At 62.6% G+C, this 22,414-nt stretch carries 20 protein-coding genes; 9 read left to right on the top strand and 11 right to left on the bottom strand.

Annotated elements, in window-relative coordinates; all coding sequences use genetic code 11:
• The first annotated feature begins 199 nt into the window (after positions 1-199).
• Positions 200-2,623 carry a glucose/quinate/shikimate family membrane-bound PQQ-dependent dehydrogenase gene (locus ACIPOO_RS24265; protein WP_274136571.1) on the top strand — a complete coding sequence of 808 codons (2,424 nt, stop codon included), beginning with the start codon at positions 200-202 and terminating at the stop codon, positions 2,621-2,623.
• Positions 2,624-2,690: 67 nt separating this feature from the next.
• On the opposite strand, the gene ACIPOO_RS24270 is transcribed toward ACIPOO_RS24265, so the two are convergent.
• Complete coding sequence (locus ACIPOO_RS24270) at positions 2,691-3,302, bottom strand: glutathione S-transferase family protein (RefSeq protein WP_400610341.1); 612 nt, start codon at positions 3,300-3,302, stop codon at positions 2,691-2,693.
• A gap of 276 nt (positions 3,303-3,578) precedes the next feature.
• On the opposite strand from ACIPOO_RS24270, the gene ACIPOO_RS24275 reads away from it, so the two are divergent.
• Both ACIPOO_RS24275 and ACIPOO_RS24280 read left to right on the top strand, forming a co-directional pair.
• Positions 3,579-5,222, top strand: coding sequence for a phosphoethanolamine transferase (locus ACIPOO_RS24275; protein WP_400610343.1), 1,644 nt, complete (start codon positions 3,579-3,581; stop codon positions 5,220-5,222).
• 6 nt (positions 5,223-5,228) lie between these two features.
• Positions 5,229-6,053, top strand: coding sequence for an AraC family transcriptional regulator (locus ACIPOO_RS24280; protein ID WP_400610345.1), 825 nt, complete (start codon positions 5,229-5,231; stop codon positions 6,051-6,053).
• Here the strand turns inward: ACIPOO_RS24280 and ACIPOO_RS24285 are convergent, their stop codons facing one another.
• Positions 6,054-6,641: a LysE family translocator gene (locus ACIPOO_RS24285; protein ID WP_400610347.1), complete on the bottom strand. Its 588-nt coding sequence runs from the start codon at positions 6,639-6,641 to the stop codon at positions 6,054-6,056.
• Between the two features lie 206 nt (positions 6,642-6,847).
• A complete protein-coding gene (locus ACIPOO_RS24290) occupies positions 6,848-8,287 on the bottom strand; it encodes an MFS transporter (RefSeq protein WP_400610349.1) in 1,440 nt (479 codons plus the stop codon).
• Between the two features lie 325 nt (positions 8,288-8,612).
• On the opposite strand from ACIPOO_RS24290, the gene ACIPOO_RS24295 reads away from it, so the two are divergent.
• On the top strand, positions 8,613-9,083 hold the full coding sequence (locus ACIPOO_RS24295; protein ID WP_400610351.1) for an REP-associated tyrosine transposase: 471 nt from the start codon (positions 8,613-8,615) through the stop codon (positions 9,081-9,083).
• Between the two features lie 385 nt (positions 9,084-9,468).
• Here ACIPOO_RS24295 and ACIPOO_RS24300 read toward each other — a convergent pair whose 3' ends face one another.
• The 3 genes from ACIPOO_RS24300 to ACIPOO_RS24310 all read right to left on the bottom strand — a co-directional run bounded on the left by ACIPOO_RS24300 (position 9,469) and on the right by ACIPOO_RS24310 (position 13,583).
• On the bottom strand, positions 9,469-10,851 hold the full coding sequence (locus ACIPOO_RS24300; RefSeq protein WP_400610353.1) for a class II fumarate hydratase: 1,383 nt from the start codon (positions 10,849-10,851) through the stop codon (positions 9,469-9,471).
• Positions 10,848-12,149 carry a cation:dicarboxylate symporter family transporter gene (locus tag ACIPOO_RS24305; protein WP_400610355.1) on the bottom strand — a complete coding sequence of 434 codons (1,302 nt, stop codon included), beginning with the start codon at positions 12,147-12,149 and terminating at the stop codon, positions 10,848-10,850. The genes ACIPOO_RS24300 and ACIPOO_RS24305 overlap by 4 nt, the downstream gene beginning before the upstream one ends.
• A gap of 78 nt (positions 12,150-12,227) precedes the next feature.
• Positions 12,228-13,583 carry an adenylosuccinate lyase family protein gene (locus ACIPOO_RS24310; RefSeq protein WP_400610357.1) on the bottom strand — a complete coding sequence of 452 codons (1,356 nt, stop codon included), beginning with the start codon at positions 13,581-13,583 and terminating at the stop codon, positions 12,228-12,230.
• A 134-nt stretch (positions 13,584-13,717) separates the two neighbouring features.
• On the opposite strand from ACIPOO_RS24310, the gene ACIPOO_RS24315 reads away from it, so the two are divergent.
• Positions 13,718-14,467, top strand: coding sequence for a GntR family transcriptional regulator (locus ACIPOO_RS24315; protein WP_400610453.1), 750 nt, complete (start codon positions 13,718-13,720; stop codon positions 14,465-14,467).
• Positions 14,468-14,585: 118 nt separating this feature from the next.
• Here the strand turns inward: ACIPOO_RS24315 and ACIPOO_RS24320 are convergent, their stop codons facing one another.
• Positions 14,586-16,019: an NAD-dependent succinate-semialdehyde dehydrogenase gene (locus ACIPOO_RS24320; protein ID WP_400610359.1), complete on the bottom strand. Its 1,434-nt coding sequence runs from the start codon at positions 16,017-16,019 to the stop codon at positions 14,586-14,588.
• A gap of 131 nt (positions 16,020-16,150) precedes the next feature.
• Positions 16,151-16,423 carry a helix-turn-helix transcriptional regulator gene (locus tag ACIPOO_RS24325; protein ID WP_274133283.1) on the bottom strand — a complete coding sequence of 91 codons (273 nt, stop codon included), beginning with the start codon at positions 16,421-16,423 and terminating at the stop codon, positions 16,151-16,153.
• A 374-nt stretch (positions 16,424-16,797) separates the two neighbouring features.
• Between ACIPOO_RS24325 and ACIPOO_RS24330 the strand changes: the two genes are divergently transcribed.
• Complete coding sequence (locus tag ACIPOO_RS24330; protein WP_400610361.1) at positions 16,798-18,285, top strand: nucleobase:cation symporter-2 family protein; 1,488 nt, start codon at positions 16,798-16,800, stop codon at positions 18,283-18,285.
• 59 nt (positions 18,286-18,344) lie between these two features.
• Positions 18,345-18,824, top strand: a complete 480-nt coding sequence (locus tag ACIPOO_RS24335) for an LEA type 2 family protein (protein WP_400610363.1) — start codon at positions 18,345-18,347, stop codon at positions 18,822-18,824.
• A 207-nt stretch (positions 18,825-19,031) separates the two neighbouring features.
• On the opposite strand, the gene ACIPOO_RS24340 is transcribed toward ACIPOO_RS24335, so the two are convergent.
• Positions 19,032-19,958, bottom strand: a complete 927-nt coding sequence (locus tag ACIPOO_RS24340; protein ID WP_400610365.1) for a carbon-nitrogen hydrolase family protein — start codon at positions 19,956-19,958, stop codon at positions 19,032-19,034.
• Positions 19,959-20,051: 93 nt separating this feature from the next.
• Between ACIPOO_RS24340 and ACIPOO_RS24345 the strand changes: the two genes are divergently transcribed.
• Complete coding sequence (locus tag ACIPOO_RS24345; protein ID WP_400610367.1) at positions 20,052-20,957, top strand: LysR family transcriptional regulator; 906 nt, start codon at positions 20,052-20,054, stop codon at positions 20,955-20,957.
• Position 20,958: 1 nt separating this feature from the next.
• Here ACIPOO_RS24345 and ACIPOO_RS24350 read toward each other — a convergent pair whose 3' ends face one another.
• Complete coding sequence (locus tag ACIPOO_RS24350; protein WP_400610369.1) at positions 20,959-21,216, bottom strand: hypothetical protein; 258 nt, start codon at positions 21,214-21,216, stop codon at positions 20,959-20,961.
• A 202-nt stretch (positions 21,217-21,418) separates the two neighbouring features.
• On the opposite strand from ACIPOO_RS24350, the gene ACIPOO_RS24355 reads away from it, so the two are divergent.
• Complete coding sequence (locus ACIPOO_RS24355; RefSeq protein ID WP_274133292.1) at positions 21,419-21,736, top strand: YqjD family protein; 318 nt, start codon at positions 21,419-21,421, stop codon at positions 21,734-21,736.
• Positions 21,737-21,971: 235 nt separating this feature from the next.
• Here the strand turns inward: ACIPOO_RS24355 and ACIPOO_RS24360 are convergent, their stop codons facing one another.
• Positions 21,972-22,325 carry an SPOR domain-containing protein gene (locus tag ACIPOO_RS24360; RefSeq protein WP_274133294.1) on the bottom strand — a complete coding sequence of 118 codons (354 nt, stop codon included), beginning with the start codon at positions 22,323-22,325 and terminating at the stop codon, positions 21,972-21,974.
• Between the last annotated feature and the right edge of the window lie 89 nt (positions 22,326-22,414).

Here is a 22,414-nt window from a genome sequence, read left to right on the forward strand (position 1 = left end):
TGTTTATCCATCGATTACGAGGACAATTTGCCGCAGGGCACGGATTTTTTGCTAAAGTTAGGTAATTAACTAACTGGTTAATTACCTGTGTGGCTACCCCCTTCGCCTCCCGGCGCATGCGGGCTTCGCACTGCAAAACCGTTCTTCCCACCCTCGTAGAGCGTTCGCACGACGCTCAACGTCAGCAGGATCACGCAACATGACTACGTCTCGCCCTTCGGCATCCGTCAGTCGCTGGCCCATCTGGGTCGTCGCACTTGGCGTGCTGGTATTTGGATTACTTTTCGCAGCAGGTGGCGGTTACCTCGTCACCCTCGGTGGCAGCTGGTACTTCCTGCTTGCCGGTCTTGGCCTGATCGCATCGGCATTCCTGTTGTTCAAGGGGCGCGTTGCCGGTGCCTGGCTGTTCGCAGCCGTCATGGTGCTGACCCTGCTGTGGGCGGTGTCCGATGCAGGCCTGGTGTTCTGGCCGCTGGTGTCGCGCCTGTTCGCCCTCGGCGTGTTGAGCCTGCTGGTGGCGCTGGTCTACCCGACCCTGCGCAAGGCCAACGGCCTGCCTGGAGGCGTGGGTGGTTACGCGCTGGGTGGCGTGCTCGCCATCGCCATGGCTGCCGGTTTCTGGGGCATGTTCCAGCCTCACGCCTCGGTATCGCCCACCGGCAACGGCCCGGAGCTGACCAAGGTCGACCCGGCCAAGGCGCAGAAAGACTGGGCCCACTACGGTAACGACGAAGGTGGCAGCCGCTTCGCTGCGCTGGATCAGATCAACCGCAGCAACGTGTCCAGACTGGTGCCGGTCTGGACCTATCACACCGGTGACGTGGCCATCAGCGACGGCAACGGTGCCGAAGACCAGATGACCCCGCTGCAGATCGGTGAGAAAGTGTTCATCTGCACCCCGCACAACAACATCATCGCGCTGGACGCCGACACCGGCAAAGAGCTGTGGAAGCACGAAACCAACGCCAAGTCCGCCGTGTGGCAGCGTTGCCGTGGCCTGGCGTACTTCGACGCCACCGCCGCCGTTGCGCAACCCACCGATGGCAGCACTCCCGCCGCACCGGTTGCCGTGCCTGAAGGCGCCAACTGCACGCGTCGCCTGCTGACCAACACCATCGACGCACGCCTGATCGCGGTCGATGCCGACACCGGCGAGCTGTGCAAAGGCTTTGGCGACAACGGCCAGGTCGATCTGAAAGCCGGCCTGGGCAAGGTGCCGGACTCCTACTACCAACTCTCGTCCGCGCCGCTGATGGCCGGTACCACAGTGGTCGTTGGTGGCCGTGTCGCCGACAACGTGCAGACCGACATGCCAGGCGGTGTGATTCGCGGTTTTGACGTGGTCACCGGTGAAATGCGCTGGGCGTTCGATCCGGGCAACCCTGAAGACAAAAAAGCCCCGGAAGGCGACAGCACCTATGTGCGCAGCACGCCGAACAGCTGGGCGCCGATGTCCTACGATCCGGCGATGAACACCGTGTTCCTGCCGATGGGCAGCTCGTCCACCGACATCTACGGCGTTGAACGCACCCAGCTCGACCACACCTACGGCGCGTCCGTGCTGGCCCTGAACGCCACCACCGGCGAGCAGAAGTGGGTCTACCAGACCGTGCACAACGATCTGTGGGACTTCGACCTGCCGATGCAGCCAAGCCTGATCGACTTCACCAAAAAGGACGGCAGCAAGGTTCCGGCCGTCGTGATCGGCACCAAGGCCGGTCAGATCTACGTGCTCGATCGCCACACCGGCCAGCCGCTGACCGAGGTCAAGGAAGTGCCGGTCAAGCCATCGAACATCCCCAACGAGCCGTATTCGCCGACCCAACCGAAATCGGTGGGCATGCCGGAAATCGGCGCGCAGACCCTGACCGAATCGGACATGTGGGGCGCCACGCCGTTCGACCAGCTGCTGTGCCGTATCTCGTTCAAGAAGATGCGCTACGACGGCCTCTACACAGCGCCAGGTACTGACGTGTCCCTGAGCTTCCCGGGCTCGCTGGGCGGCATGAACTGGGGCAGCCTGTCGACCGACCCGGTCCACGGTTTCATCTTCGTCAACGACATGCGTCTGGGCCTGTGGAGCCAGATGGTGCCGCAGCAGAAAGACGCCAAGGCCTCCAGCGGCGGCGAAGCGCTGAACACCGGCATGGGCGCGGTCCCGCTCAAGGGCACCCCGTATGCCGTGAACAAGAACCGCTTCCTGTCGGTAGCCGGCATTCCGTGCCAGGCGCCACCGTTCGGCACCTTGACCGCCATCGACATGAAGACCCAGAAGATCGCCTGGCAAGTGCCGGTCGGCACCGTGCAGGACACCGGCCCCATGGGCATCAAGATGCACATGCAACTGCCGATCGGCATGCCGACGCTGGGTGGCACCCTCTCCACCCAAGGCGGCCTGATCTTCATCGCCGGCACCCAGGACTACTACCTGCGCGCCTTCAACAGCGCCAACGGTGAAGAAGCCTGGAAAGCCCGCCTGCCGGTGGGCAGCCAGGGCGGCCCGATGACCTTCGTCTCGCCGAAGACCGGCAAGCAGTACATCGTCATCACCGCCGGCGGCGCTCGCCAGTCGGCTGACCGTGGCGACTACGTGATCGCCTACGCGCTGCCTGACAGCAAGTAAGCGGCTCCGAGACAGAAAACCGCCGTCGCCCTTGAGGTGACAGCGGTTTTTTTATGGCTGCGGTTTACTAGACCATTGGCAAACGGCTGAAGATTTCCAGCTGCTCGGCCTCGGCACTGAACGCTGCCAGCAGCGGATACTCCTGAGCACTGGCCTGATCCGGCACTACCAGCTGAATGAAGCTCCAGCCCACGGCAATGCTGATGCCGTCCTGGCCGATGTCCGGTCCGGCACTGGGCGGTTGCTCGCGCAGCTCACGCTCGAGCTCGGCGCAGGCGGTCTTCAACTGTTCGCTGACCCGTTCCACCCACGGCCCGTGCTGGATTTGCTCTGGCCGCAGATTACGCTCGTAGTAGATCTGCACAGCCTTTTCATAGGCCACCAGCGCCAGCCCCGACAGGCGCAGGACCCGGGTGCGTTCGGCCAGTGAAGTGGGCATCAAGCCCTTCCCCGGCCCCTTGAAGCATTCGACATAATCGAGGATCAGGCTCGACTCCATCAGCACCGTGCCGTCATCGGTGATGAAGGTCGGCGCCTTGATCAGCGGGTTGATCTGACGAAAGCGCTCCATGCCGCGAAACACCGAAACCGGCTCATGCTCGAACGCGATCCCCATGCGTGCGAGGCTGACCGCGACTCGCCGCACATAAGGGGAATCCAGCATACCGATGAGTTTCATCCACAACCTCCTTGGCTTCGGTGATATCAGAGTAATAGCTTCCCACGCAGGCTAGCAAAAAGCCCTGCGCGCACAACCTGCCTTTCAAAAACAGTGCAGGACCGGGTTGCTGGACTACGCTCGATTCACAAATTCTTCACAAATATTTTGAAACACTCCGCGCGATCCTCGCCCTTAACCACCCCCACCTGCCATGACAGGTTTGTCTGACGTGCCGATCCCACGGACAGGTTCGATGCCACGTATGTGCAGGCTGTGCTTCGAGTAGTGCTTTATATGGAAATGCGTTCAAGGCTCAAACCCGTCACCTCTACCCGCCTGGTCATGTTGTTTTCCCTGTGCATGGTGGTGTTCTACAACCTGGCCACCTGGCACGCGCTGGTCGGCCTGACCCAGCTGCAAGGCATCAAGGTCGCGGCGTTCTACGCCTCTTTTGCGATCTTTCTCTGGGCCGCCATTACCCTGCTGCTGACCCCGTTCTCGTTCCGGCCAACCCTCAAGCCGGTGTTGAGCCTGGTGGCGCTGTGTTCGGCGGCGGCGGCGTATTTCATGAACAGCTATGGCATCACCATCGACACGGTGATGATGCAGAACGTGCTGGAAACCAACCCCGGCGAAGCCAAGGCCCTGGTGAGCGGCAAGCTGTTCGTCTACCTGCTGTTGCTTGGTGCGCTGCCCATCGCCCTGATCTGGCTGTGGCCGGTGACCTACCGCCGCGTGCTGCCGGGCCTGGTCAACAAGGTGCTGGTGTGCATCGGGTGCGTGCTGGTAATCGCTGCATCCGTGGGCCCGTTCTATTCGACCTACGCGCCGATCTTTCGCGATGAAGACAAGCTGACCCACTTCATCAACCCCACCAACTACATCTACGCCATCGGCAAGCTGACCAAGCAGACCGTGGCGATCAAGGAGACGGTGAAGATCCAGACCGTAGGCGCCGATTCGGCCCTCACCGCCCAGGCCCGGCAACGTCCGAAGAAAAGCCTGATGATCTTCGTGGTGGGCGAGACCGCCCGCGCCGACCACTTCTCGCTCAACGGCTATGAGCGCGAGACCAACCCGGAACTGAAGAAACAGGACATCCTCAACTTCACCCAGGTGGCCTCCTGCGGCACCTCGACCGCCGTGTCGGTGCCGTGCATGTTCTCCAAGTTTCCGCGCACCGATTACAGCGACAAGAAAGGCAAGACCTACGAGGGCCTGCTGGACATGCTGCAGCGCGCGGGCCTGAAGGTGGTGTGGCTGGACAACAACAGCGACTGCAAGGGCACCTGCCTGCGCGTGCCCCACAGCGATATTCCGAAAACCCAGAACAGCCCCTTCTGCGACGGCCAGAACTGCCTGGATGAATCGCTGCTGGTGGGCTTGCAGGAGTACATCGATACCCTGTCGGACAACGCGATCATCGTCCTGCACTCCGACGGCAGCCATGGTCCGGAATACTACGACCGTTACCCCAAGACCATGGAGCGCTTCACCCCGGTGTGCCGCACCAACCAGTTGGGCAGTTGCACTTCTGACGAGCTGAAGAACGTCTACGACAACACGATCCTCTACACTGACCATTTCCTGGCGCAGACCATCGAGTTGCTCAAGCGCAACCAGGACAAGGTCGACACCTCGATGATCTACGTGTCGGATCACGGCGAATCCCTGGGCGAAAACGGCATCTACCTGCACGCTGCGCCCTACGCCATCGCGCCGAGTGCCCAGACCCACGTGCCGATGGTCATGTGGTTCGGCAACCAGACACTGGAAGACGCCAATGTCGACCGTACGTGCCTGGCCGCCAAACAGCAGCAGCCGGACCTGAGCCATGACTACCTGTTCCATTCGGTGCTAGGCTTGCTCGGCGTCTCGACCACCGAATACCAGCCCGCGCTGGACATTTTCAGCAGCTGCACGCGCAGCAAAGGATGACCTGACATGCCTCTCCAGAACCCGGCAAGCAACGATGCAACCCCGGTGTTCTGGAGGGATGCCGCCCTGCCCTTCATCGAAGCCCGCTCCATCGCCGACGGGCGCAAAGTCTGTTACTCGCGCCATTCCCACGAAGTGTTTTCCATCGGCGCCATCACCGCCGGGCAAAGCACCTACCTGCATGAAAAGACCACCCAGACCATCCGCACCGGCACCCTGGTGCTGATGAATCCGGGGGATGTCCACGCCTGCAATCCCATCGATGACCAGCCGTGGTCCTACGTGATGCTGTACGTCGATACGCAGTGGCTGGGCCGAGTGCAACAGGCTTGCGGTGTGGAGGGATTCCGGCCGCTGTCGCCGATCTCAAGTGAGGATCCCGAGCTGTTCAGCAGGTTGTTGGCGCTGCACCGGGTGTTGATCGATCCGGCACTGGAATCGCTGCAGAAACACGAAGCGGCCATTGGTTTCTTCACCCTGATGCAGCAGCGCCTGGGCGATTGCGACGCGCCGCTGAAGAAGGTCAATGCCAGGCTTGAGCGTGCAGCTGATTACATCAACGCACACTTTCTTGAAGCCTTGAGGCTCGAGGACATCTGCCAGGTGGCGAACCTTTCCGAGGCCTACCTGATTCGTGCCTTCGAGCAGCATTACCACATGACGCCCCACGCCTACCTCATCAACCGCCGCATCCAGCATGCCCAAGGGCAACTGCGCGAGGGCGAGGCAATCGCCGATATCGCCCAGCAGAACGGCTTTGCCGACCAGGCGCATTTCCAGCGAGTGTTCAAGAAGCACCTGGCGGCCACGCCCGGCCAATACCGCCAGTGATCAGACGTACAACAGCGACACCGCGCACCCGGCCAGCATGGCAGCCATGCTGCGGTTGAACGTGCGAATGCGCTGCGGGCTGCGCAGCCAGGGCCCGAGGAAGGCGCCGGCGTAGGCCCAGCAGGCCACCGACAGGTAGCAGATCACGAAATAGATCAGCGCAAACAGCCCGATCAACCGCCCTTCGCCATCGGCGACGAACGCCCCCATCCCTGCCACGGCGGCCAGCCATGCCTTGGGGTTGAGCCACTGCATCAGAGCGCCATGCCAGAACGAGGGGGATTGGGTGGGCTGGTCGACGTCCAGGCGACCGTCGTCGAGCGCCAGTTTCCAGGCCAGATAGACCAGAAACGCCATACCGGCCCAGCGAATGATGTCGGTCAGCACCGGGTACTGACGCAACACTTCGTGCAGCCCAAAGCCGGTGAACACCAGCAACAGCACAAAGCCGACCGTCGCACCCAGTACATGCCGCAGGCTGGCCAGCAGCCCGAACTGCGCGCCGCTGCTGAGCGCCACCACATTCACCGGGCCAGGGGAGATCGACGCGGCCAGCGCAAAGGCGGCCATGGACATCATCAGGTTCATTCAGAGTGTTCTCCGTTCATTGAATGAGCCAGAGGTTAAAGGGGTGGGGGTTGGGCGGTATTGAAGAAAACTGACCAGTCTGATGCCCGCCGTTGATGTTGTAGGAGCGCGCTTGCCCGCGATGGCGTCAGGCCTGTGACATTGACGGCGGCTGACACGACGCCGTCGCGGGCAAGCGCGCTCCTACGCCTACCGGCAGAGGCCGGCTAATCCCTGGCCTGCGACAACGGCCGGGCCACCTGCTCCAGGGACTTGCGCTCCGACGCCGCGCCCCAGATCGCCTGCACCGCCGCTGCCAGCAACATCAACGCCGCGCCGATCAGGTAGCCGATGAACACTGGCCCGCGCTGGTGGCTGTCGATCAACTCGCCAAACAGGGTTGGCCCGACGATCCCGCCCAACGCCGTGCCAAAGGCGTAAAACACCGCAATCGCCAATGCGCGAATTTCCAGCGGAAAGGTTTCGGCAACGGTCAGGTAGGCAGAACTGGCCGCCGCCGAAGCGAAGAAGAAAATGATCATCCAGGCGATGGCCTGCTGGGTGACGCTCAACAGGCCCTGCTCGAACAGATAGCCGCTGATGCACAGCAGCACCGCCGACACCGCGTAGGTGAGGCTGATCATCACCCGCCGCCCCACTACATCGAACAGCCGCCCCAGCAACAGCGGCCCGCAGAAATTACCCAGCGCCAGCGGCAGCACATACCAGCCGATGGAGGCCGACGGCACACCATAGAACTCGGTCAAGACCAGGGCGTAGGTGAAGAAGATCGCGTTATAGAAGAACGCCTGGGCGGTCAGCAGCGTCATGCCCACCAGCGCCCGTTGCCGATAGGCGTTGAACAGGGTGTCGAAGATTTCACCGAGCGGCGTGTGGTCCCGGGCATGCAGGCGCAACGGCGGGCCTTCGGGATCCTTGAGCACGTGGCCCTGCTCGCGCAAGCGCTGCTCGATGCCCTTGACGATCACCCTCGCCTCCTCGGCCTGGCCATGGATCAGCAGCCAGCGCGGGCTTTCCGGCAGCCACAGACGCATCAGCAGAATCACCAGCCCGAGCACCGCACCGATGCCGAAACACAAGCGCCACCCCAGATCGCCCCCCACCACATCGGCATCGAGCAAAAGGATCGAGCCACCGGCACCCAGCGCGGCGCCAATCCAGAAGGTGCCATTGATGGTCAGGTCGACCCAGCCACGAAAGCGCGCCGGGGTGAACTCCTGGATGGTGGAATTGATCGCCGTGTATTCGCCACCGATGCCCATGCCGGTGAGGAAGCGAAACAGCATGAAGCTCCACAGACTGAAGGAAAACGCCGTGGCGGCCGTCGCGCTGATGTACAGCGCCAGAGTGATGAAGAACAGTTTGCGCCGCCCGAGCCGGTCAGTCAGCCAACCGAAAAACAACGCCCCCAGCACCGCGCCACAAATGTACGCGCCACCGGCCAGGCCAATGTCGGCATTGCTCAGGTGCAGCACCGGACTTTCCTTCAACGCCCCGGACACCGACCCGGCCAGGGTCACCTCAAGGCCGTCGAGCAGCCAGGTGATGCCCAGCGCAAACACCAGCAACGTATGAAACCGCCCCCACGGCAACCGGTCCAGCCGCGCAGGCAGATCGGTTTCGAACAGCGTGCCGGTGTTATTCATGCCCGATCCCTGCCCCGGTGGTCTCTGGGTTGAGAGTTCGGGGGCGTGGCAGGAGTTCAGTCATTACCTGCAGGCTCCGACACTAAGCTCCTACGGGTTTTCGGGTGGTCCCGAGTCGGCGCACGACGCAGAACTGTGGGAGTGGGCTTGCCCACGAAAGGGTGCTATCAGGCCCCACATATCTTGTGACAGTGACTCCGATTCGCGGGCGAGCCCGCTCCCACAGGGGATTGCTCACCCGGAAACGTCAGGCAAAACACGCTCTGCATCAGCGTTCTATGACCGGACTAGATTGGCGTTTGCAATGTGGGTTGGAGAACTGCAAATGACTGGAAAATCAAAGTCACATCGTCTGCGGACCGGTCGATTTTCCGCAGTGGGCGGAATGTATCTGGTCACTTCTCGCCTGGAGAGTCATCGCCAGGATTTTGCAGACTTGCGATTAGGCAGGCTGTTGGTCCAGGAAATGCGGGAAGCAGAGGCGCTGGGGCTCATTGAATCTCTGGCATGGGTCGTCATGCCTGACCATTTTCACTGGCTGGTCGAACTGGCGACAGGATCGCTGCCGGATATCGTAAGGCGGGTCAAATCAAGAACAGCCATTGCTGTCAACAAGGTGACCGGCCGCCAAGGAAGGATCTGGCAGCCGGGTTATCACGATATCGCTGTGAGGTATGAAGACGACCTGATCCATTTCGCTCGTTACATTGTGGCCAACCCACTCAGGGCGGGCTTGGTGCGACGCATAGGAGACTACCCATTGTGGGATGCTGTCTGGTTGCCTGAGGGGGACTGACTATTGTCCCAGTCGGTCCGAGCTCGTTACACAACGCAGTCCACTACACCTAGGCGCACTCTGTGGGAGTGGGCTTGCCCACGACGGGGCCCGGTGGGCCAACACATGTGTTGCGACAGTGAGTCAGTCTTCGCGGGCGAGCCCGCTCCCACAGGGTTCGGGGGGTGTCCGGTCAGTTGCGGCACGACTTCTAATCTGTGGGAGTGGGCTTGCCCACGACGGGGCCCGGTGGGCCACCATATGTGTTGCGGCAGGGGCTCAGTCTTCGCGGGCGAGCCCGCACCCACAGTGTTCGGGGGTGTCCGATCAGTTGCGGCACGACTTCTAATCTGTGGGAGTGGGCTTGCCCACGAAGGGGCCGGTGATTACACCCAAACCCTTCAGTTCAGACCATCAATTCCGGCCTCACCTGCCGCTCATATTCCTCGGCTGTGATGAACCCCAGCGCCACCGCTGCGGCCTTGGGCGAGATGCTTTCTTCTGCGGCCTTGCGGGTGATCTGCGCGACGCGGTCGTAGCCCAGCAGCGGGTTGAGCACGGTGGCCATCAGCAGTGCGTTCTCCAGGTTGGCCGCCAGTTGCCGATGATTGACCTCCAGCCCCTTGACCAGCTTGTCGGTAAAGATCCCGACGCAATGGGCGAGCACGCCAATGGACTGCAACAGGTTGTGGATCAGCACCGGCTTGGCCACGTTCAGCTCGAACGCACTGGACGCCCCCGCCACCGTGATGGTGGTGTGATTACCCATGACTTGCATGGCTGCCTGCACCAGTACTTCGGCGATAGTGGGATTGCGTTTGCCGGGCATGATTGATGAGGTCAGGCCGTCGTCCGGCAACAGCAGCTCCCCCAGGCCACAGCGCGGGCCTGAGCCCAGCAGGCGGATGTCATTGCCGATCTTGCTCAGGGACACGGCCAATACGTTGAGCGCCCCCGAGACCTCCACCAGCGCATCATGGGTGCCCATGCCCTCGAACTTGCTCGGGTTAGGGCTGAACGGCTCATCGGTGATCCGGCTCAGTTCCTCGCAGAACGCCTGATCGAACCCCGCTGGCGCATTCAGCCCGCTGCCCACCGCCGTGCCGCCCTGGGGCAATACGCGCAAGCGCGGCAGGCAGCCCTGGAGACGGTCGATGCCATGGCCGATCTGCCGGGCGAAGGCATCGAAGGCCTGGCCCTGGGTCATCGGCACCGCGTCCATCATGTGGGTGCGACCTATCTTCAACACGCCGGCCCAGGCTTGAGCCTTGTCCGCCAGTGCATCGCGCAACTCGCTCAAGGCGGGCAAGAGAGCGTCGCGCAACTGCAAAGTGGCTGAGAGGTGCATCACCGTGGGAAAGCTGTCGTTGGACGACTGCGAACGGTTGACGTGATCGTTGGGGTGCACCGGGTGTTTACTGCCCAGCTCGCCGCCCAGCGTCAGATTGGCCAGGTTGGCGATCACCTCGTTGGCGTTCATGTTGGTCTGGGTGCCGGAACCGGTCTGCCAGACCGTCAGCGGGAAATGCTCATCGAACTCCCCCGCCGCCACCCGTTGCGCCGCCTGCTCGATAGCGTGGGCCATGTCCTCAGGTAACACGCCGAGGCGCTGGTTGGCCCGCGCAGCGGCAATCTTCTGCAAGCCGAAGGCGTGAATCAACGCCGGGGCGAAACGCTCACCGTGATTGCCGAAGACCTCAAGGGCACGCTGCGTCTGCGCGCCCCAGTAGCGATTGGCCGGGATCGTCACCGGGCCGAACGCATCGTTTTCGATCCGCGTGCCGGTCATAGCGCAGCCCCCGGCGCACGGCCCAATTCACGCCGGTATTCCTCACGGGCGGTCTGCTCGGAGAACTCCCCGGCCCACTTGGCCACGACGACGGTGGCGACGCTGTTGCCGATGGTGTTGCAGGTGGCAATCGCCATGGACATGAAGCGGTACACGCCAAACAGCAGCGCCAGCCCTTCGGCAGGCAGCACGCCGACCGCCGTGACGGTGGCGGCGAACACCACGAAACTGCCGCCAGACACCGCCGCTGCACCTTTGGAGGTGACCAGCATGATCGCGATGATCCCCAGTTGATGCTCCCAGCCCAGAGGCACGCCGTAGGCATTGGCGATGAACAGCACGCACAGGGACATGTAGATGGAAGTGCCGTCCAGGTTGAACGCATACCCGGTGGGCAGCACCAGGCCGACACTCTGTTTGGAGCAGCCGAATTTCTCCAGTTTCTGCAACAGGCGCGGCAGCGCGCTTTCCGAAGACGCTGTGCCCAGCACGATGAAGATTTCATCCTTGATGTAATGCAAAAAGCGCCACAGGCTGAAGCCGGACAACCGGCACACCGCGCCGAGAATCACGAAGATGAAGAAAAAGATCGCCACGTAGAACATCAGCACCAGGTTGGCCAGCGACATCAGCACCGCCGTGCCGTTGCTGCCCACCGCGTAAGCCACCGAACCAAAGGCACCTAATGGGGCGAACTTCATGATCAGGTTGATGAACTCGAAGAAGCACTCGGAGATGCGCGTCAGGCCGTCCTCGATCACTTCACGACGCTCGGGCTTGAGCGCCAGCAGCGCGAAGCCGAACAGCACGGAAATCACCAGCACCTGCAACAACTGGCCACCGGCGAACGCGCCGACGAAGTTGTCCGGGAAGATGCCGTAGATGAAATCCATGGTCGATGCCGGGCCATGGCCCTTGGCGACGGCGGCACTGGCTGCGGCAGCGGTCGCACTGCTCGGATGGGCGTCGTGCATGCCCGAGCCGATGTTCAGCAGGTTGCCCCAGATCAGGCCGATGGCCAGCGCCACCGTGGACAGCACTTCGAAGTAGATCAGCGCACGCAGGCCAAGCTTGCCCACCCGTTTGATATCCCCCGCCGACGCGATGCCGTGCACCACGGTAAAGAACACCAAGGGCGCGACGGCGGTCTTGATCAGCTTGAGAAAGATGTCACCGAGGATCTTGAAGCTGGCCGCCGTTTCCGGGGCGATAAAGCCAAAGGCGATGCCCAGGACCATGGCCGCGACGACCTGGAACGTCAGGTCGCGGTAGAACGGTTTTTTACCGGTAGAAGACATGTTGGCGCTCTCATTGTTTTTATCGGGCACAGATAGCGAAACACCGGGCCTGCAACCTGGCAGGCCCGGTTCAACCGGTCAGCGCTTGACCGAACCTTCACGGGCCAGCGCGCGATCGACCATCTGCGGCGCCAGGCCCAGGTAATTGCAGGGGTCGGTCAGGCGTTGCAGTTCGGCCAGGTCCAGGCGCTCGGTGACTGCGCCCTGGGCCACCAGCGCGTCGAGCAGGCTGATGTTTTCGTCGTTGGCCACGCGGCAGGCGGCGTACACCACGTCGTGGGCCAACTGGCGCCCCAAGGCCGGCGCCAGGCCCATCATCACCGCTTCAGCGACGATCAGACCCTGAGTCATGTTGAGGTTCTTGAGCATGCGCTCCGGGCGCACTTCAAGGCCGGCCAGCATGAACTTGGCCTGGCCCAGGGAGGCGGCGCTCAGAGCGAAGGCTTCAGGGATGGCAATCCATTCCGCCTGCCAGGGCCCGGTGGAGCGCTCGAAATCCTGAATCATCGCATCGAGCATCAACCCCGCCTGCTGGCGCACGCCCTTGGCCGCCGCGTACATCAGCTCGCAGGAGATCGGGTTGCGCTTCTGCGGCATGGTGCTGCTGGCGCCACGGCCTTTGACGAAGGGCTCGTAGGCTTCGCCCAGCTCGCTGGTCATCATCATCATGACGTCCAGCGCCACCTTGCCCAGGGATGCGGTGACCAGGCCGAGGAAGTTCAGGGTTTCGGCCAGGCCGTCGCGCGCCACGTGCCAGGTCGCCTGCGGAACGCCCAGGCCCAGTTCATCCATCAGCGCTTCCTGCACTTCCAGCCCTTTGTCGCCCAGGGAGGCCAGAGTGCCCGCCGCGCCGGCGAATTGCCCCACTTCCACCCGCGGACGCAGCTCCACCAGACGCTCGGCATGCCGGTCGAACATGCTCAGCCACACCGCGCACTTGTAGCCGAAGGTGATCGGCAAGGCGTGCTGCAGATGGGTACGGCCCGCCATCGGCGTGTCGCGGTACTTCTGCGCAAGACCGGCCAGCAGGCCACGCACGGCCTGGATGTCACGCTCGATCAGCGCCAGCGCGGCACGGACCTGCAACACGACCGCAGTGTCCATGATGTCCTGGGTGGTGGCGCCCCAGTGCACGTAGCGCCCGGCCTCACCGCAGGTTTTCGACAGTTGCTCCACCAGCGGCAGGATCGGGTAACCGACGATCTCGGTCTCGTGCTGCATCAGCGCAAGGTCAAGGGATTCGAAGGTGGATCTGGCAGCGATCTGTTCAGCGGCCTCGGCAGGGATCACGCCGCAGCGGGCTTCGGCGCGGGCCAGCGCGACTTCGACTTCGATATAGCGCTCGATCAGCGCCTTGTCGGAGAACACTTCACGCATCTCGGCGGTGCCGAACATGTCGCGGAACAGGGCGGAATCAAAAACGGTAGTGGACATGAAGAGGGTCCCAAATGTTGTTATTGGCCGTACATATTTATTATGTCCGTACATATTTATTATGTCCGTACATAATTATTACCCCCTGCCCTGATACACTGTCAACTCGTCGTTGGGAGAGCTCGATGGAAGGCATCAATCAAACGCGTTACGCCGTGGTCGCCAGGGACTTGATGGAAGGCATCAGTAACGGCCGCTATCCGGTGGGTTCACTGCTGCCGACGGAGTTCGAGCTGTGCGAGCTGTACGAGGTCAGCCGCCACACCGTGCGCGCGGCCATTACCCAGTTGCAGAACCAGGGCATGGTGTCGCGCCGCAAGCGTGTCGGCACCCGTGTCGAAGCGGCGACGCCCAGTGGGGGTTATTCGCAGTCGCTGGCGTCGGTGGCGGATCTGGTGCATGTGGCCGAAACCCATATCCGCGATGTGCAGCAGGTCGAGCACTTCGTGGTGGACATCGCCCAGGCCCGGCGTCTGGGGCTGGAGCCGGGTTCACATTGCTTCTGTATGTCGAGCATCAAGGTCGATGTCGGCCAGCGTCACGCGCCGTTGTGCTGGACGGATGTGTACGCCGATGAGGTCTATGCCAGCGTGATTCCTCTGGCCCAGGAGTGCCCTGGCGAGTTGATCGCGGCGTTGATCGAGCGGGAGTTCGGGCGGCGGATCGATGCGGTGGATCAGCAGGTGCGGCCAGTGCAGTTGAATGCCGACCTGGCGACCCGTTTGAATGCGGCGGCGGGCTTATTGGGGCTGAACATCATCCGCCAGTACCGCGACGATCAGGGTGGTTTGATTGCCGTGTCGGAGACGGTGTATCCCGATGACCGGTTTACCCTGGTGATGCAGATGAAACGCGAGAAGAGAGGCTCGGCGCAGGAACTGTAGGAGCGCGCTTGCTCTGGGCCGCATTCGGACGACCCCGGTGTGTCATTCACACATCCGGATTTGACACACCGCGGTCGCGGGCAAGCGCGCTCCTACAAGGATTGGCGCATCGACATGCTTAGAGGTTGAACACCGTCACCAGCTTGGTGTTCAGGTACGCCTCGATGGCCTCGGTGCCGCCTTCGGAGCCGTAGCCGGAATCCTTGATCCCGCCGAATGGCACTTCGACAAGGCCAATGCCCTGGTGGTTGATCGACAGCATGCCCGCTTCGATGCGCGTGCTGAGGATGTGCGCGGTTTTCATCGAGGTGGTGAACGCATAGGACGCCAGGCCAAACGGCACGCGGTTGGATTCCTTGACCGCGTCTTCGACCGTGTCGAACGGCACGATCAGCGCCAGCGGGCCAAAGGGTTCTTCGCTCATGGCGCGCATGTCGGTGGTCAGGCCACTGAGCACGGTCGGTTCGAAGAAGTAGCCAGGGCCGTCGATCGCCTTGCCACCGGTTTCCAGCTTCGCGCCCTTCTCGCAGGCATCCTTGACCAGCGCCGCCAGTGCCGGAGCACGGCGCTCGTTGGCCAGCGGGCCCATGGTCACGCCCTGCTCCAGACCGTTGCCCACGTTCACTTCACGGGCCAGACCGACGAACTGCTCGACGAACCGCTCATACACGCCACGTTGAACCAGGATACGGGTCGGCGACACGCACACCTGGCCTGCGTTACGGAACTTGGCGCCTGCCAGAGTACGGGCGGCCAGGTCGATGTCGGCGTCGTCGAACACCAGTGCCGGCGCATGACCGCCCAGCTCCATGGTGGCGCGCTTCATGTGCTGACCGGCCAGCGCGGCCAGTTGCTTGCCCACCGGGGTGGAGCCGGTGAAGGTCACTTTCTTGATGGTCGGATGGGCGATCAGGTAGCTGGAAATCTGCGCCGGGTCGCCGAACACCAGGCCGATCACACCGGCCGGAACGCCCGCATCGATGAACGCGCGGATCAGCTCTGCAGGGGACGCCGGGGTTTCTTCCGGGGCCTTGACGATGATCGAGCAACCGGCGGCCAGTGCCGACGACAGCTTGCGCACCACCTGGTTGATGGGGAAGTTCCAAGGCGTGAAGGCAGCCACTGGACCTACCGGCTCCTTGATGACTTTCTGCTCGACCGAAACATTGCGCGAGGGCACCAGGCGGCCATAGGCGCGACGGCCCTCTTCGGCCAGCCAGTCGACGATGTCGGCGGCGGACAGGGTTTCCATGCGAGCTTCGGCCAGTGGCTTGCCCTGCTCCTGCGTCATGATGCGAGCGATCTGGTCGGCGCGTTCACGCAGCAGGTTGGCGGCTTTTTGCATGATCTTGTAGCGATCATAGGCCGGCGTGCTGCGCCAGGTTTCAAAACCGCGCTCGGCGGCGGCCAGCGCCTGGTCCAGGTCGGCAACGGAGGCATGGGCAACGGTGCCCAGGGTTTCGCCGGTGGCCGGGTTGAGCACGGCGATGGTACGACCATCTTCACTGGCGCGCCATTGGCCGTCGATGTACAGCTGAACGTCTGGGTACATAAAGAAGCTCCGAATGCGCCTGTCGCAGGCAGGAGAAGGAAGAAAAGCGTAGGCCGGGCAATTTACTGGCGTATGCCGATAACGGTCAAGGACCTTTATATGATGACTGACCAGCTCGCCTCGGCCGAACTTCAGCAGAACTGCATCAACTGCTGCGCATAGGCGCGCAACACGTCGCGTTGCATGGCGAACCGGGCGTACTTGCCTTCGCGCAGGGTGTTGATCAGCCCGGCTCGCTCCAGCTCCTTGGTGTGGTGGGACACCGTGGCGGCACTGACCGGATGCACCTTGAGCAGTTCGGCGCAGGGCACCGGCTCCGTGGACGCGCTGATCTGCAGCAGAATCTGATAGCGCCTGCTGTCCGCCAGCGCCCGGGAAATCAGCGCGATTTGCAGGTCTGTCAATGGAAATGGCTCTACAGTGCTCATCAAGATCGATACACCCCGTTTGAAACCTCCTTGTAGAGTCTGAATGCGGTCGCGGCCCGAAACCGTGCGTCAGGTTGGACGCCCGGGTGCGGCTCAGGTTCAGTGCGACAGAATAAGCGGGTATCGCAGACCCGCGAAGCATTTTCTGGCATTCTGCGCGGCCTTTTCCTACGGCCCTGCTTCTCGCTCATGGCATCTTTTTGTACACAATCTGCAAATGAATTGTTTTTCAATGTGTCGACATGTTGTAGAGTCGCAAAACCTGACCCAGTAGACAGCTTTTGTATACAGGCCAGGCCAGCGTCAACTGCAAAGCCCACGACCGAATAAAAACAACAGGCAGGCTAACCATGACCACAGCTCACAGCACGCCCCCGACGCACCCTGCGTCCCGCAAGACAGACCTGATCTACGGCCTCAACGACCGACCGCACTTCACGGCGGCGATCTTCGCCGCGCTGCAACATGTTCTCGCGTCCTTCGTCGGCATCATCACCCCTACCCTGATCGTCGGCAGCGTTCTGGGGCTGGACAGTGAAGTGCCCTACCTCATCAGCATGGCGCTGTTCGTCTCAGGCCTGGGCACCTTCGTCCAGGCCAAGCGTTTCGGACCCATCGGCTCGGGACTGTTGTGTCTGCAAGGCACCAGCTTTTCGTTTCTGAGCGTGATCCTCAGCGCCGGTTTTTTGGTCAAGAGCCGCGGCGGCGGCACCGAGGAAATCCTCTCGACCATCTTCGGCGTGTGCTTCTGCGCGGCGTTCATCGAAGTCGCCCTGAGCCAGTTCATCGGCAAGCTGCGCAAGCTGATTACCCCGGTGGTGACCGGCACCATCATCACCCTGATGGGCCTGTCGCTGCTCAAGGTGGCGATGACTGACATGGCCGGCGGCTTCGGCGCCACCGACCTGGGCTCGGCCACCAACCTGGGGCTGGCCGGCCTGGTACTGGCTACCATCGTGATCCTCAATCGTTTCAATATTCCGTTGCTGCGCCTCTCGGCGATCATCATCGGCCTGACTTTGGGCTTCTTCGTGGCCTGGTATCTGGGCCGGGTGGATTTCGCCAAGATGCCGAATGTGCCGGTGATGAGCATTCCGGTGCCGTTCAAGTACGGTTTCTCGTTCGACCTGCTGGCCTTCATTCCGATTGCGGTGATTTTCCTGGTCTCGCCGCTGGAAGCTGCGGGCGACCTGACCGCCAACTCGATGATTTCCCAACAGCCGGTGAGCGGCCCGGTGTATATCCGCCGGATCAAATCGGGCTTGCTGGCCGACGGCCTCAACTCGGCGATGGCTGCCACCTTCAACAGCCTGCCGATGGTGACCTTCGCCCAGAACAACGGGGTGATTCAGCTCACGGGCGTGGCCAGCCGCTACGTGGCGTTCTTCATTGCCGGCATCCTGGTGTTGCTGGGGCTGTTCCCAATCATCGGCGCGGTGCTGCAATTGATGCCCAAACCGGTACTGGGCGGCGCCACGCTGATCATGTTCGGCACCGTGGCCGTGGCGGGGATCAAGATCCTTTCCGAGGCCGGTCTGCATCGGCGCAACATGCTGATCGTGGCGATCTCTTTGGGGATGGGCCTGGGCGTGGCGGCGGTGCCTGAGGTGTTGCGCGAACTGCCCAAGGCGCTGCACAACATCTTCGAATCGCCCATCACGGTGGGCGCCTTCTGCGCGATCATCCTCAATATCTTCCTGCCGGAGGAATACCAGGATGAAGAGGAAGTCACCGAGTTCGACCCCGAGGCTTCCACCGTCAAGGTCCTGCAAGACCCGCAACAGCCGGGCGACAGCGAACCTCTGTCGGCGCGCGCGGTCGCAGAGTTGAACCGCTAGGCTCAATGGCAGGGGCGCAATCGCGCCTCTGCCACGCCTTGGCAACCGGAGCGCCGTCAATGCCGCGACACCCCTTCCGCACCCTGTGTACCTGTGTGCTGCTTCTGGCCCTGAGCGCCTGTGCGCTTTTTCCCAATCGCGATCCGTTGAACATCAACGTGGTGGGCATCGAGCCGCTGCAAGGGCAGGACCTGGAAGTGCGCTTCGCCGTGAAACTGCGCCTGCAGAACCCCAACGACGTGGACATCCAGTACGACGGCGTGGCACTGAACCTGGACGTCAACGGCAAGCTGCTGGCCTCCGGCGTCAGCGACCAGAAAGGCACCATCGGGCGTTTTTCCGAAGGCGTCCTCACCGTGCCGGTGACCGTTTCGGCGTTTGCCGCATTGCGTCAGGCAGTCGGGCTGACAGAACGCCAGGGCCTGGACAACCTGCCCTATGAACTGCACGGCAAGCTGGCGGGCGGACTGTTCGGCACCATGCGTTTCTACGACAGCGGAACCCTGAGCCTGCCGCAGCCGGCGAGTGGGGAGTGGTGATCCGAGGCTTGGCGACAGACTCCCCCGTCCCTGCGGGATGGTGATCTGACACCTGGCGACAGGCTCCCTCGTCCCTGTGGGAGCGGGCTTGCCCGCGAAAGCGGCGGGTCAGACAACATCGGAGCGTCAGGCACGCCGCTTTCGCGGGCGAGCCCGCTCCCACGGCCTTCGGCCAGAAGCGCTCCCGTGGCAGAGGTTGGAAACCTATCAGTCCTTGACGAACCGCACCCCGGGCTTGGCCCGCTCATCTACCACCAATTCGAATACATCCGGCCGCGCGTAGTGGCCGACCACGTCGAAATCGTAGCGGGCGCGCACCAGTTCGTCGGTGTCGATCTCGGCGGTCAGCAGGCCGCGCTCGCCCACCAGCGGCCCTGCCAGCACCTCGCCCATGGGGCTGACGATCACACTGCCACCATTAATCAGCGGACGTTCGGCAGGCCAGTTGGCAACGTCGAGGCCCAGCGCCTGCGGCGAGTCCTGAACCTGGCAGGCGCTGATCAGAAACACCCGGCCTTCCTGGGCAATGTGGCGCATGGTGCACTGCCACATCTCCCGCTCGTCCACCGTCGGCGCACACCAGATCTGCACGCCCTTGGCGTACATCGCCGTGCGCAGCAGCGGCATCTGGTTTTCCCAGCAGACAGCGGCGCCAATACGCCCGGCCTTCGCGTCGATGACCGGCAAGGTCGAACCGTCGCCCTTGCCCCAGATCAGCCGCTCGGTGCCGGTGGGCATCAGCTTGCGATGCTTGGCGACCAGCCCGCCCTCCGGCTCGAAGAACAGCACGGTGCAGAACAGGCTGCTGCCTGAACGCTCGATCACACCGATTACCAGGCTGGCTCCGGTACGCGCCGACAGCTCGCCGAGGGCGTCGGTTTCGGCACCCGGCACATCGATTGCGTTTTCAAAGTAGCGAGCGAAAGCATCGCGCCCTTCAGGCAGGCGATAACCCAGTTGAGTGCCGAACGTCTCGCCCTTGGGGTAGCCGCCGAGCAAGGCTTCGGGCATCACCACTACACTGGCGCCCGCCTCGCGAATGGCCGACTCGTAAGACAGGATCTGCGCCAGGGTCTCGGCCTTGCCGCCGGGTAAGGCGCCGATCTGCAACGCAGCAACGATGGACTTGCTCATCAGGGGTACTCCTTGTGATGTGAATGCGGGATCTGTTGCCAATTCTCCGCCTCACCCTCAACATGAATAAACCCCTCGCCACTTGTTAATGATATGAGCAGCATGAATATCGCCAGCGTCGACCTTAATCTGCTGAAAGTCTTCGAAGCCCTGCACGATGAGGCCAGCGCCAGCCGCGCGGCATTGCGCCTGGGCGTCACGCAATCGGCGGTCAGCGCCTCGTTGCGCCGCCTGCGCGAGGTTTACGACGATCAACTGTTCGAGCGTACGGGCCGTGGGCTGGCGCCGACCCTGCGGGCCAACCAGCTCAAGCCGGTGGTCTCTGACGCGCTGAACAAGTGCCGGCAAAGCCTGGCGATGGTCGAGCCCGAGGGCAGTCATTTCGAAGGACGCTCGGTGGCGTTGGGCTGGTCGGATGACTTCGAGATCGCGTTCGGCAGGCGCCTCATGGCAGCGGTGCGGCACAGCGCGCCGGGGTTGCGCCTGATCTTTCGCCAGACCCACAGCCAGATCGTCGGCACAGCACTGATGGAGCGCAGCATCGACCTGGCGGTGGCATCGGGAGGATTCGCCGAACGGCTGCTCAGCCGCAGGGTGCTGGGGGAAGGCGGATATCTGTGCCTGGCGGACCCGGCCAGCCTGGCGCCCGGCCAGCGCACATTGAGCCTTGGGGAGTTCATCGCCCGAGAGCAGATTCTGGTGTCGTCGGGCGGCTTCATCGGCATGGTCGACGAAGGCCTGTCGAGCCTGGGCCTGAGCCGCACGGTCTGCGCCTCGACCACCCATTTCGCGGCCTTGCCCTACCTGCTCAAGGGCACCGACGCGATTTCGACCATTCCGTCACACGCCGCGCAAGCGGTGGCGCAGATTGCCGGGCTGGCCCTGCTCGAATGCCCCCTGCCGATGCCGCGCTATCCTGTCGAGCTGGGCTGGCGCACCTCCACCCAACTGGACTCGGCGGTGCTCAAGGTGCGCGAGGCGATACAGGGGCTGTTCTGAATCAGCCGCGGGCGGCGGCCACCAGGCGGTTCACTTCGGCGCGCACCATGTTGGCGTACTCGGGCGGCGACATGGCGTCCAGCTCGGCCCGCACCCACTCCGACCATTTGCCCTTGCGCTTGCTGCGCTCGCCCATCAGCCGGGCGGCTTCACCCTTGGACTTGCCCAGGTTGCTCTGCCACAGCTCGAACAGACGGGACTTTTCGTCCTCGATCTCTGCGCGCTCGGCAAGGGACTTGTTGGCCAGGTTGAAACTCATGACGTCTACCTCGATGTGCAAAAACAGAACACTCGCTCGCCGTTGACTGACGATCGAAAAGCGACAGCATCTTACACCCGAGCGGACAGAAGCTTGCCTTCATTCGTCGCACTTTTTTCCTCGGGCTTGAAATGCCCTGCAACTTTTTCGAAGCGCCAGGACTCCATTGCTCACTGCCATTCTCAACTGAAAGGAAATAGCCATGGCTCGTAAAACCGCTTCCCAGACCGCCGCCGAACAGATCAAGGATCAGGCATTCAGCGAACTGGCGGCCCTGATCGAAGAGTCCGACAAACTGCTCAAGGACAGCGCCGCGCTGGTCGGCGAAGAGGCAGAAACCATGCGTGCGCAGTTGAGCCTGAAACTCAAGCAGGCGCTGGATTCGGTGGGCAGCGTGCGTGATCGCACCAAGCCTGCGGTCGAAGCTACCGAAACCTACATCGGCGGCCACCCATGGCAGACTGTGGCGATCTCGGCCGGCTTCGGCCTGGTGGTCGGTTTGTTGCTGGGCCGTCGTTGATACGACCCGGACAATCCCTGTAGGAGCGCGCTTGCCCGCGAAGGCGTCGTGTCAGTCGATACATTCATCGCTGTCAGATCGCGGTCGCGGGCAAGCGCGCTCCTACAAGTTACGGCGACCGGCCGGACACGTTACGGCGACCGGCCGGACACGTTACGGCGACCGGCCGGACACGTTACGGCGACCGGCCGGACAAGTAACGGTAATTGGTCGGACGATGATCCCCGGCGGAAGATTACGGCTTGGGCGGGATCACTTCCAGCTGCGACAGACGATGCCCCTTGACCAGGGCGGCGTCGATGTCGGTCTTGGATTTTTCAGCGGCGTCCTTCGAGTCGAACGGACCGATCATCACCACTTCCTTGCCATCGACCTTGACCACATACATGGGGTAATGGTGCTCGACCAGCCAGTAGCTCATGTCGCTCAGGGCTTCTTTCAAATGAACGCGAATGGTCCACTGATCCGAGGCCGGGGTCGGTGCTTCCGCGACCGAGTCAGCGGCTGACACCTTGGGCGTCGGCGCTGGTTTTCCAGCATCGCAGCCTGCCAGCATCAACACCGCCACCATCATTGCCATCTTGCGCACGTCTGTCGCTCCTCATTTGAAGTGGCGCAAGTCTACCATCGCAGGTCATTTCAAGTTGTAACACGGCTGTGTAGCGGGCAGCGGACACC

It is taken from the genome of Pseudomonas sp. NPDC090201 (genome assembly GCF_044746825.1).
In the GTDB taxonomy this organism is placed as follows: domain Bacteria; phylum Pseudomonadota; class Gammaproteobacteria; order Pseudomonadales; family Pseudomonadaceae; genus Aquipseudomonas; species Aquipseudomonas putida_AD.